The organism is uncultured Actinomyces sp., from assembly GCF_963526355.1.
Classification (GTDB): domain Bacteria; phylum Actinomycetota; class Actinomycetes; order Actinomycetales; family Actinomycetaceae; genus Actinomyces.
Window position 1 is genome coordinate 1 of sequence record NZ_CAUROW010000066.1, and the last position, 10,798, is coordinate 10,798.

At 64.7% G+C, this 10,798-nt stretch carries 9 protein-coding genes and 1 tRNA gene; 4 read left to right on the plus strand and 6 right to left on the minus strand.

Annotated features, from left to right (window positions below):
* Nucleotides 1-155: 155 nt before the first annotated feature.
* On the plus strand, nt 156-647 hold the full coding sequence (gene def, locus RWR81_RS10570) for a peptide deformylase (RefSeq protein ID WP_309323491.1): 492 nt from the start codon (nt 156-158) through the stop codon (nt 645-647).
* 99 nt (nt 648-746) lie between these two features.
* On the opposite strand, the gene RWR81_RS10575 is transcribed toward def, so the two are convergent.
* The 4 genes from RWR81_RS10575 to RWR81_RS10590 all read right to left on the minus strand — a co-directional run bounded on the left by RWR81_RS10575 (nt 747) and on the right by RWR81_RS10590 (nt 4,391).
* Nucleotides 747-1,247: a DUF3145 domain-containing protein gene (locus RWR81_RS10575; RefSeq protein ID WP_314457574.1), complete on the minus strand. Its 501-nt coding sequence runs from the start codon at nt 1,245-1,247 to the stop codon at nt 747-749.
* A 174-nt stretch (nt 1,248-1,421) separates the two neighbouring features.
* Complete coding sequence (locus tag RWR81_RS10580) at nt 1,422-2,675, minus strand: beta-ketoacyl-[acyl-carrier-protein] synthase family protein (RefSeq protein ID WP_314457576.1); 1,254 nt, start codon at nt 2,673-2,675, stop codon at nt 1,422-1,424.
* Between the two features lie 7 nt (nt 2,676-2,682).
* Nucleotides 2,683-2,934 (minus strand): acyl carrier protein, encoded by a 252-nt coding sequence (locus tag RWR81_RS10585; RefSeq protein WP_314457578.1) that lies wholly within the window; start codon nt 2,932-2,934, stop codon nt 2,683-2,685.
* 242 nt (nt 2,935-3,176) lie between these two features.
* On the minus strand, nt 3,177-4,391 hold the full coding sequence (locus RWR81_RS10590) for a helix-turn-helix domain-containing protein (protein WP_314457580.1): 1,215 nt from the start codon (nt 4,389-4,391) through the stop codon (nt 3,177-3,179).
* A 266-nt stretch (nt 4,392-4,657) separates the two neighbouring features.
* On the opposite strand from RWR81_RS10590, the gene aspA reads away from it, so the two are divergent.
* Nucleotides 4,658-6,136, plus strand: coding sequence for an aspartate ammonia-lyase (gene aspA / locus RWR81_RS10595; protein ID WP_314457582.1), 1,479 nt, complete (start codon nt 4,658-4,660; stop codon nt 6,134-6,136).
* Nucleotides 6,137-6,223: 87 nt separating this feature from the next.
* Here aspA and RWR81_RS10600 read toward each other — a convergent pair whose 3' ends face one another.
* Together RWR81_RS10600 and aceE are read right to left on the minus strand one after the other, a co-directional pair.
* Nucleotides 6,224-6,700, minus strand: coding sequence for a DUF3060 domain-containing protein (locus RWR81_RS10600; RefSeq protein ID WP_314457584.1), 477 nt, complete (start codon nt 6,698-6,700; stop codon nt 6,224-6,226).
* 275 nt (nt 6,701-6,975) lie between these two features.
* The gene (gene aceE / locus RWR81_RS10605) at nt 6,976-9,729 is read right to left on the minus strand and encodes a pyruvate dehydrogenase (acetyl-transferring), homodimeric type (RefSeq protein ID WP_314457586.1); all 2,754 of its coding nucleotides are present in this window, start codon (nt 9,727-9,729) and stop codon (nt 6,976-6,978) included.
* Nucleotides 9,730-10,128: 399 nt separating this feature from the next.
* Here aceE and RWR81_RS10610 point away from each other — a divergent pair, with 399 nt between their 5' ends.
* Nucleotides 10,129-10,533 (plus strand): DUF3052 family protein, encoded by a 405-nt coding sequence (locus RWR81_RS10610; protein WP_314457588.1) that lies wholly within the window; start codon nt 10,129-10,131, stop codon nt 10,531-10,533.
* Nucleotides 10,534-10,713: 180 nt separating this feature from the next.
* Nucleotides 10,714-10,789 (plus strand) — tRNA-Val (locus RWR81_RS10615).
* Nucleotides 10,790-10,798 lie beyond the last annotated feature (9 nt).

Sequence of the window (10,798 nt, forward strand, 5' to 3'; positions counted from 1 at the left end):
GTTGTTATTCCAACGCAAAGTCAGATCTTAAGCACCACGTTCACGCCGATAACCCGACTCTGACGATGCTAGCAGTGCGCTGCGGCACGCTGATAACCCGTGATACCCGCGAGCCGAGCATGACCTGCCTGTGTCGGTCATGGGAGGATGCCGCCATGGCATACCGCGACATCCGCATCATTGGCGACCCGGTTCTGCGCACCGAGTGCGACTGGATCACTGACATCGACGACTCCGTCAAGGCCCTGGTTGAGGACCTGCTCGAGACGGTCGATGAGGACGGCCGGGCCGGATTAGCCGCCAATCAGATCGGGATCAGTCTGCGCGCCTTCTCCTGGAACATCGACGGAGAGATCGGCTACATCCTCAATCCCAAGATCGTCGAGGTCTCCAAGGACGAGTACCAGGACGGGGATGAGGGCTGCCTGTCAGTGCCGGGCCTGTGGTTCCCCACAGAGCGGGCCTGGTACGCCCGCGCCGAGGGTGTGGACCTGGACGGCAAGGAGGTCGTCGTCGAGGGGGAGGAACTCATGGCCCGCTGCATCCAGCACGAGTGCGACCACCTGGAGGGCCACCTCTACCTCGATCGCCTCGACCGGAAGAACCGGGCCAAGGCGATGAAGGAGCTGCGAGCGCAGGGACTGTAACGCTCCCAGGATGTAGACCGGGTGGCGCAACAGGTCGCGAAATCTGTTGCGCCACCCGATTTTCAGGAGGCGATGCGGTGAGCTCCGCTCGGCGTGCTCCTAGCCGACGCGGTGCAGCCAACGCACGGGCGCACCGGCTCCGGCGTAGCGGAAGGGTTCGAGCTCATCGTCCCAGGCCTGCCCCAGAGCCAGGTCGAGCTCGCGGCGCATCTTCTCGGGATCAGTCGCATAGACGAGTGCGGCACGGATCCGGTCCTCGGGGACGACGACGTTGCCGTGAACATCCGTCTGGGCGTGGAAGATGCCCAGGTCGGGGGTGTGGGACCAGCGGCCGCCGTCAGTGCCGACGCTCGCCTCCTCAGTCACCTCGTAGCGCAGATTCGCCCAGCCGCGCAGGGCTGATGCGAGAGTGGCTCCCGTTCCAGCAGGCCCCACCCAGCTGGTTTCAGCCCGCATCATGCCCCGAGCCGCAGGCTGCTCGGTCCAGTCCAGGTGAACACGCGAACCGAGCACCTCGGCCGCTGCCCACTCGATGTGGGGACAGAGCGCCCGGGGTGCTGAATGCACAAAAAGTACACCGCGGGTGTAGGCACCGATCATGAGTATCGCCTCCTGGTTGGTTTCGAGATTCGCCTTCCCCAACGGTCTCGACCCGCAACCGGGCTCATGTCATGACGTACGCGGCATGCACGGCTATTGTGCCTGACCAGATCGACCAGGTCCAGCGCGGTGGGTCACAGGCGAGGTTTCGAGGCGTCACCCGTCCGAGCACGACTACTGGCGGGTGAAGACCAGCGCGACGTTGTGTCCCCCGAAGCCGAAGGAGGTGCTGGCCGCCGCCGTCAGCTGGGGCAGGTCCCGGCCCTGCGGCCCAACGATGTCCAACCCGAGTCGGACCAGCTCCGGATCCACTCCGGCGGGCAGTAGTGTGGGCGGGGCCCAATGCTCCCGCAGCGCCATCACGGCCAGGACCGCTTCCAGCCCCCCAGCCCCACCCAGGAGGTGACCGGTGGCGGACTTCGTGGCGCTGACGGCCGCACTCGGCGCCGTCCTGGCCAGGACGGCGGCCTCGACGACGTCGCCGACAGGTGTCGAGGTGGCGTGGGCGTTGACGTGCCCGACGGCGCTGGGGTCAAGACTCGCGCGCTCCAGAGCCAGCCGCAGGGCTCGTTCCTGCTCCGCCCCCGATGGCTCGGGGCGTGCGACGTCGTAGGCGTCGGCAGTGACCCCGGAGCCCGCCAGCACGGCCAGGACCTGTGCGCCACGGGCCACGGCGTGCGCGGCGTGCTCCAGGACGAGGATCCCGGCGCCCTCGCCCAGGACGAAGCCGTCACGGTCCGGGGCGAAGGGACGTGAGGCGGTCTGCGGGTCGGCGTTGCGCGTCGACAGCGCCCTCATGGCACCGAAGGCGGCCACGTTCATCGGGTGGAGGGCCGCATCCGTACCCCCGGCCACGACGACGTCAGCCCGCCCCAGAGCGATGAGGTCCGCACCGTAGGCGATGGCCTCAGCCCCCGAGGCGCAGGCCGAGACCGGAGCGTGGATACCGCCGTGCGCCCCCAGTTCGATCCCGACGGCGGCCGCCGGCGCGTTGGGCATGAGCGCGGGGACCGCTGTCGGCAGAACGCGCCGGGGCCCCTTGTTCCTCAGGGTGTCCCATGCCTCCATGACCGACAGGACCGGTCCCATTCCCGGGGAAACGGATACCGCCAGACGTTGTGAGACGACCTGTGGGGCGCCCGCCTGCTCCCAGGCCTGGTGGGCGGCCAGCAGCGCGCACTGACTGGCGCGGTCAAGACGGCGCATCTGGCGGGGCGAGAGCATCTCGGTGGGATCGACTGCCAGGGGAGCGCCGATACGCACGGGCAGGTCATAGTGCTCGACCCACTCGTGCTCAAGGGTACGAACCGCGCAGGTACCCCCGTGCAGGGCGGTCCAGGTGGACTCAACGTCAGCGCCCAGAGGGTTGATGGTCCCCAGGCCAGTGACGACGATGTCGTCAGGGTGGCACTCGGCGTCCGGGCTCATTCGGTCGTCAGGCCTTCTTAGAGGTCACCAGGTCAACCAGCGCTCCGACGGTGAGCAGAGTCGGGATGAGGGAGTCGTCAAGGGCCACACCGAAGCGCTCCTCGACCTGGGTGGCGATGGTCAGCAGACCCAGAGAGTCGACGTCGAGGTCCTGGGCGAAGGTGGTGTTCCGGGTGATGTCATTGGCGGCGACGCCGGACTCCTCGCTGACGATCTCGGTGATGACGGACAGGACGTCGTCGTTACTCGGCTCAGCCATGGTGGCTCCTTGCGGCTCTGTGGTTAGAAGAGTTGGTGCGGTCCGCTGGTGGCGGCGCCGCAGGCGAGAGCATTGTCCCAGACGGTGGTGAGCTTTCCGGAATCGGTATCCCACCGAGACACTGCGGCCGGCCCGCTCCGACGGAGTGGATGGGCCGGCCGCGTGGGTGAGTGCGGGGATCAATCGGCGCGACGAGTGAGACCGAGCCGTCGTTCCCTCGCGTCCGGGGTCAGGTGAATGAGTCAGTCCTCGCGGCCGACAGCCAGTCGACCCACGATGATAGCCATGTGCAGCATGAGGCCGTCGCGCGCGTTGGTCGCGTCCCAGCCGACCTGCTCGCTGACACGGCCCAGCCGGTAGCGCACCGTGTTGGCATGGACGAACAGACTACGGGCTGTGGCCTCCAGACTTCCGCCCAGGGCGAGATAGGTAGCCACCGTGCTCTCGAAGGGATCACCCATCTGGTGGAGAGGGGCGTGGACTCGGCTGAGGATCTGCTCACCGGCGAGCTCGTCGCCCGCCAGCAACCGCTCGGGAAGGAGATCGTCGGCGTGAACGGGGTTGGGGGCCTCGGCCCATCCGGGCAGAGCGCGTAGCCCGGCCAGGGCGGAGCGCAGCGAACGACCCGCGTGGGAGATGCCCGAGACTACAGGGCCGACGACGGCAGATCCTCCCAGCCCGCCGGCGATCTGCATTGCTGCTTGGTCAACCAGGTGCTCAGGGGTCTCCACTCGGGAGTCATGGTGAGAGGAGGAGTGCTTGGATGACGGAGCATGGTTCTGTGAGCCGTCTCCTAGGACGATGAGGACGGAATCGCCTCGTACCGACACCAGGCAGTCGTTGGCGAGGTTCCTGCACTCGTGACGCAGCCGAGATATCCCGAGTGCGTCCAAGGTGGTCCTGGCGGCGATGGCCGCTACCGGCCCGGTACCGTTCCAGCCGGCGGTGCCGGCGCGTGTGGCGGCGTCCTGAGGGTCGTCATGGAGCATGGCGTCAACTGCAACGGATTCCAGTCGGGCGTCCCAGGCCCCTCTGGCCTCAGCTGCCCTGGCGTACACCTCTGCGGCGGCGAAGCCGACGTCTCGTCCGAAGGTCAGGACCAGGATGCGTACCGCGTCATGGTCCTTCTCGGGGACGGCTCGAGGGGCTTCGTCAACCACGACATCGAGGACGGTCCGCACCAGGGCCAGGGTCTGCTCCAGCGTGATGACCCCGGTCAGGGCCGCCGGTGCGACTGAGAAGATCTGCGAGGGGACCAGTGGGGTGGAGGGATTCTCAGCGGAATCAACGAACATCGTGACACCCAGGCGGGCCACCGCCGCGATCTGCTCGCGGGATCCTTCCGGCAGGGTTCGGTAGAAATCGTGGGCCGAACTGATACGGTCCAGTGAGTGTTCAATAATTGTGTCCTGCGCCTGCCGCAGTGCAGACACTCCCGGGGCGCTCAACTCATCCATACTGTGGATGTTACCGACTGGAATATCGTTATGGCAGTAGGTTCTCGTTTGGCGCGGCGTGTGATTCAACACGAGTTTATGTTGAAGATACGGGGATAACTAAGGCTGGAGTGTCGGCCGAACCATGCGGGCTACATAGGTTACAATAACATAACCATTGTGGAACTTGCGGTAGGTGAATCTGCAATGATCCGTTCGGGCGCACTGTGCGTCAGTACGGACGTGTGCATGCATGTACCCGACTAGATGACTTGGAGGCTCAAGAGATGATGCAGGCGACCCGCACGGAGGAGGATCTTCTCGGTGTACGGGAAGTGCCCTTGGAGGCCTACTGGGGAATCCACACATTGCGGGCGATGGAGAACTTCAGGATCTCAGGATCGGTGATTGGCGATGAGTCTGCTTTTGTTCGCGGTATGGTGCAGGTCAAGAAGGCTTCAGCGTTAGCGAACAGTGACCTCGGGGCCCTGGATCCGGAAGTTGCGGGTGCGATCGTATGGGCTTGCGACCAGGTTCTGGTTGCTGAGCGCTGCATGGATCAGTTCCCCGTCGATCAGTTTCAGGGGGGTGCGGGCACGAGCGTCAACATGAATACCAACGAGGTAATTGCCAACCTCGCACTGGAGTACCTGGGATATGCGAAGGGGCGTTACGACGTCGTCAACCCCAACGATCACGTCAACAAGTCCCAGTCGACGAACGACGCCTACCCGACTGGTTTCCGCCTAGGACTGTTCACTCTCGTTGATTCACTTATCGACGAGCTCGAGCGCCTCATTGCCGTCATGCGCGCCAAAGGGGCCGAGCTCGTCAATGTTCTGAAGATGGGGCGTACCCAGCTCCAGGACGCCGTGCCGATGAGTCTGGGACAGGAATTCGAGGCGTTCGCCGTCCTCCTTGAGGAGGAGGTCGGCCGACTTCGTAACAATGCTGCCCTGCTGCTGGAGGTCAACCTTGGGGCCACAGCGATCGGTACGGGGCTCAACACCCCGCCCGACTACCAGAGCACCGTCGTCGGTCATCTACGTGAGGTCACGGGCCTGGACGTCCGGGGGGCGCATGATCTCCTGGAGGCCACGAGCGACACCGGTGCCTACGTCTCGATGCACGCCGCGATCAAGCGCCTGGCAGTCAAGCTGTCCAAGATTTGCAACGACCTGCGACTGCTGTCGTCCGGGCCGCGCGCGGGGTTGGGCGAGATCAGACTGCCTGAACGGCAGGCCGGCTCCTCCATCATGCCGGCCAAAGTCAATCCGGTGATCCCCGAGGTCGTCAACCAGGTCTGTTTCAAGGTCATCGGAAACGACGTCGCGCTGACTTTCGCTGCGGAGGCCGGTCAGCTCCAGCTCAACGTCATGGAGCCGGTCATTGCTCAGGCCATCTTCGAGTCCATCAACCTTCTTACTCGCGGGATGTCGACTCTGCGCGAGTTGTGCGTTGTAGGGATCGAGGCCAATGAGGACGTGTGCAGACGTAACGTCTTGGACTCGATAGGAATTGTCACCTACCTCAATCCGGTGATCGGCCATCACAATGGTGATCTGGTGGGGCGAGAGTGCGCCCGTTCGGGACGCAGTGTGCGAGAAGTGGTTTTGGAGATGGGGCTGCTCGAGGAGTCTGTTCTCGATGAGATTCTTAGCCCCGAGAATCTTTTGCGACCCCACTTCCGTGACCTGAATGTGTACTCTGGATCCGATCCGTCAACCCCTCCCGTAGTGCCGACGGCGCCCGATCCGGCGAGCTGAACGGGCTCAACCTCAGAATGTCGAAGTCTCGACAGCTCTCCACTGGCCATCTCGATAATTGCTGATGTTGAAGGTCGTGCGTGCACGTCATGAGAGGGCGCTGCAGGATCGGATGATCGGGGCGTGGGCGTCCTTGCCGACTATGTTGAGACCTTGTGGATCGACCTTCGACTGCGGTGGTCGAGAGTGCCAGAAGACGTAGTTGAGGTTGTCTTCGTCTCTTGAGCCGAACGTAATCTTATTGACGGCATCGGCCCAGACCGTGTTGTCGAATCCATGAATAGTGAGTGATTCGATCTCTCCTTCAATGACGACGACGAGGTTTGATGCGGTGATTGTTACGTCTCGTGCACCGGACGAAATCTTGACTACGTGGTCGGTGGAGAGCTCGTCTTCGGTGATGTCGACCCGGTCGGAGGCAGGAGTTGTCCTAGTGACGCGGGCCTCTGCCTGGACACGGTTGTCCTCCTCGTCGTTGTCGGTCAGATTGTCGTCGTAATCGTGTACCTCGGAGGATGTGCAGTTCCCGTACTCCAACGGATCGACGGGCGTGTTGGCATCCAACCCCTCCGTGGGCTCCTCGTCGCCCTCCCCGGCGGCAGCGGCTTGGTGGGCATGGCTCGGAGAAGGTGAGGACGCTCCTGTCAGGACTGTTCGGACGGTCGAGCAGCCAGACAGGCCCAGCAGGCAAGCGGCCGCGAAGGAGGCGGAACGCAGGATCGGGGAGCGCAACACCGGGAGACCTCTTTCGGCAGATGTGGCGGTGCCGGTGGAACGAGGAGGAGCTCGTTCCACAGGCACCGCAATTGGTCAGTGCGTCTGACTATAGCCGCATGAGTTCAGGACTCGCCGCCTTGGGATCCGGAGGCACCTGCATTGACATTGGTCAGGTCGTAGCGTGCTACGGCCTGCGCCAGGACGGAGTGGTCCAGGCGTCCCTGCTCCACCAGTGCCTGCAGGGCGCGGACCACGACCGACTGGGCGTCAATGAGGTAGTGGCGCCTGGCAGCGGCGCGGGTGTCGGAGAAGCCGAAGCCGTCGGCACCCAGGGTGTAGTAGTCGCCGGGGATCCAGGCGCGGATCTGGTCGGAAACCAGGTGGTCGTAGTCGCTGGTGGCGACGAAGGGACCGTTGGCGCCGGTGAGTTTTTGCGTCACGTAGGGGACCTGACGCTTGGAGTCGGGGGCCAGGAAGTTGGCCTTCTCCACCTCCAGTGCCTGGCGTCGCAGCTCGTTCCAGCTGGTGACGGACCAGGTGGCGGCGCGCACCCCCCAGTCCTCGGCCAGGATGCGGCGCGCCTCCTCGATCCAGGGCAGTCCGACTCCGGAGGCCAGCAGCTGGACCTCGGGGCCCTGGCCGTCAGGGGCGGAGCTGATGCGGTGAATGCCGCGCAGGATGCCCTCGACGTCGACGTCGTCAGGCTCGGCCGGCTGGTGGATCGGCTCGTTGTAGACGGTCAGGTAATACATGACGTCCCGGTTGCGGCCCGAGTCCGGTCCGTACCAGCGCTCGAGGGCGTCGCGCACGATGTGCCGGATCTCGTAGGCGTAGGCGGGGTCGTAGCTGACGACGGCGTCGTTCGTCGCAGCGATCATGGGGGAGTGGCCGTCCATGTGCTGGGTGCCCTCACCGGTCAGGGTGGTGCGCCCGGCGGTGGCACCGATGATGAAGCCACGGGCCAGCTGATCTCCGGCCGCCCAGAACTGGTCACCGGTGCGCTGGAAGCCGAACATCGAGTAGAAGATGTAGACCGGGATCATGGGCTCGCCGTGGGTGGCGTAGCTCGTGCCGGCCACCTGGAACAGAGAGACTGAGCCGGCCTCGTTGATACCGGTGTGCATGAGCTGGCCGGAGGTGGACTCCCGGTAGGACAGCATCATGTCGGCGTCCACCGGCGTGTAGTTCTGGCCCTGGGTGTTGAAGATCTTCTTGGTGGGGAAGAGTGACTCCAAACCGAAGGTGCGCGACTCATCGGGGATGATCGGCACGATGCGCCGGCCGATGCCCTTGTCCTTGATGAGCTCCTTGAGCAGGCGCACGAAGGCCATCGTGGAGGCGACCTCCTGCTTACCCGAGCCGCTCTTGAGAATGTCGTATGTCTTGTCGCTCGGAAGCTCGAGCTCGACACCTGCGTCACGGCGCTCGGGGATGAAGCCGCCGAGCTGACGGCGCCGGTCCAGCATGTAGAGCAGCGAGGGGTCGTCGTCGGCCGGCCGGTAGTAAGGAGGCATCTTGGGGTTGGCCTCGAGCTGTTCATCGGTGATTGGGATGTGGAGCCGGTCGCGTAGGGCCTTGAGGTCGTCCAACGTCAGCTTCTTCATCTGGTGTGTGGCGTTGCGGCCGGCGAAGTGGCCGCCCAGGAGGTATCCCTTGACCGTGTGCGCCAGAATGACGGTGGGCTGTCCCTTGTGCTCCATGGCCGCCTTGTAAGCGGCGTACATCTTGCGGTAGTCGTTGCCTCCGCGCTGGAGGGCCCAGATCTCATCGTCGGTCCAGTCCTTGACTAGCTCGGCCGTGCGCGGGTCGCGGCCGAAGAAGTGCTCACGGATGTAAGCGCCGTCGTTGGCCTTGAATGTCTGGTAGTCGCCGTCGAGCGTTTCCATCATGAGGTGCTCCAGGGCGTGGTCCTTGTCAGCGGCGAGGAGCTGGTCCCAGCCACGGCCCCAGATCACCTTGATGACGTTCCAGCCGGCGCCCTTGAAGAAGGCCTCGAGTTCCTGGATGATCTTGCCGTTTCCGCGCACCGGGCCGTCGAGGCGCTGCAGGTTGCAGTTGACGACGAAGGTGAGGTTGTCCAGCTGCTGGCTGGCCGCCAGCTGCAGCATGCCGCGCGACTCGGGCTCGTCCATCTCGCCATCGCCTAGGAAGGCCCAGGTGTGCTGCTGGGAGGTGTCCTTGATGCCGGCGCCCTGAAGATACTTGTCGAACCAGGCCTGGTAGATGGCCTCAGCCGGGCCCAGTCCCATGGAGACGGTGGGGTACTCCCAGAAGTCCTCCATGCGGCGGGGGTGCGGGTAGGAGGGCAGGCCGCGGCCGCCGGCGGGGCGGGACTCCTCCTGGCGGAAGCCGTCGAGGTCGGCCTCGCTCAGGCGGCCCTCGATGAAGGCGCGAGCGTAGTTACCCGGTGAGGCGTGGCCCTGGAAGAAGACGTGGTCGCCGCCACCGGGGTGGTCCTTGCCGCGGAAGAAGTGGTTGAAGCCCACCTCATACAGGGTGGCGGTGGACGCGTAGGAGGAAATATGGCCGCCGACTCCGACGCCGGGGCGTTGCGCCCGGGTCACCATGACGGCGGCGTTCCAGCGCAGCCAGCGCCGGTAGGTGCGCTCGGCGCTCTCGTCGCCGGGGAAGTAGGGCTCGTTGGCGACGTCGATGGTGTTGATGTACGGCGTCGTCATCTGGGTGGGCACCGTGACGTTCTTCTGGCGGGCCTGGGCCAGCATGCTCAGCAGGATGTAGCGCGCCCGCTTGGCGCCCTTGTCCGCAATGAGGGCATCGAGGGACTCGTGCCACTCCTTGGTCTCCTCTGGGTCGTTGTCGGTCACCTTCGTCAGGAGGCCGTCAATGAGCGGCGTGGAGTCACTGGTGGGGCTCACGGAATCCTCTTTCCTCGCGTCTGTGCGGTGGGCCCGAGGCTCGTGAGTGCGCTGGGACGCTGGAAACGGCGTCGGCGTACCCTCGGAGTCAGGCCCCTGTGGATGACAGGCCTAATCTACGACCTACAGAGGTGCGAAGGCTGCACCCGACGGGAAGAAAGTCCCACCTCACGTGTGATGTAGATCATGTTTCCTGAATCGGGTTATCCGAACCGAACGATCGGTGGGAATGGGGTGGGGCTGGCATCCGCATCTGAAACTGCGTTCCAAGCAAAGTTCAAGGTAATTTGAGGAGCGTGTTCACTTGCGCGGCCGGTACCCGGTGAGGTGGGCTAGTGCCCATCGCCCAGTAGCGGGCGAGCATGAGACGGGCGCAGCCCGGAAGGACGGTGTGAAGAAGTGGCGAGTACAGCGGGTGAGGCTTTCGGCTTCGCCTCCGGTCTCATCATCCAGGAGTTCGGCTATGACGACGACGTCGACGAGACCTTGCGGCAGGTGGTTGAGGCAGAGACCGGAACCACTCTGGTGGACGAGGACTACGAGGACGTGGCCGACTCGGCCATCGTGTGGTGGCGTGATGACGACGGCGACGTCGACGACCTCACCGACCTCCTGGTGGATGCCCAGGCCAACCTCGACGGCGCAGGTCTCATCTGGGTGCTGACGCCCAAGGCGCGCACCACCGGGGCCGTCCCGGCCGCAGAGGTGGAAGAGGCGGCAGCGACCGCCGGCATGCACGCGACCTCTGCTGCCTCGATGGGGCAGCACTGGAGCGGAATCAGGGTCTCCAGTCGGGGGCGCTGACCCGCACTGGGGCCAAAGGTGTCCGCGGCGCCTCGAAAGTCCGGGGCGATTGGTGGCTTGCGCCCTGTGGGCGGTAGAGTCGCAACTCAGGGTGGCTCCCGCCCCCATATGTGTATGCGGGTGCTCGAAGCGCAGCGGTCATGACGATGGATGGTTGCGCCTTCAGGGCTTCTGCTACATGGACCTGTAGCTCAGTTGGTAGAGCAACGCGTTTACACCGCGTCGGTCGTCGGTTCGAGTCCGGCCGGGTCCACCACAAGCTCCG

Coding starts and splice junctions, on each gene's coding strand:
- RWR81_RS10590 (WP_314457580.1), bottom strand. CDS start 4,391: ATGGATGAGTTGAGCGCCCCGGGAGTGTCTGCACTGCGGCAGGCGCAG.
- RWR81_RS10585 (WP_314457578.1), bottom strand. CDS start 2,934: ATGGCTGAGCCGAGTAACGACGACGTCCTGTCCGTCATCACCGAGATC.
- aspA (WP_314457582.1), top strand. CDS start 4,658: ATGATGCAGGCGACCCGCACGGAGGAGGATCTTCTCGGTGTACGGGAA.
- RWR81_RS10575 (WP_314457574.1), bottom strand. CDS start 1,247: ATGATCGGTGCCTACACCCGCGGTGTACTTTTTGTGCATTCAGCACCC.
- def (WP_309323491.1), top strand. CDS start 156: ATGGCATACCGCGACATCCGCATCATTGGCGACCCGGTTCTGCGCACC.
- RWR81_RS10580 (WP_314457576.1), bottom strand. CDS start 2,675: ATGAGCCCGGACGCCGAGTGCCACCCTGACGACATCGTCGTCACTGGC.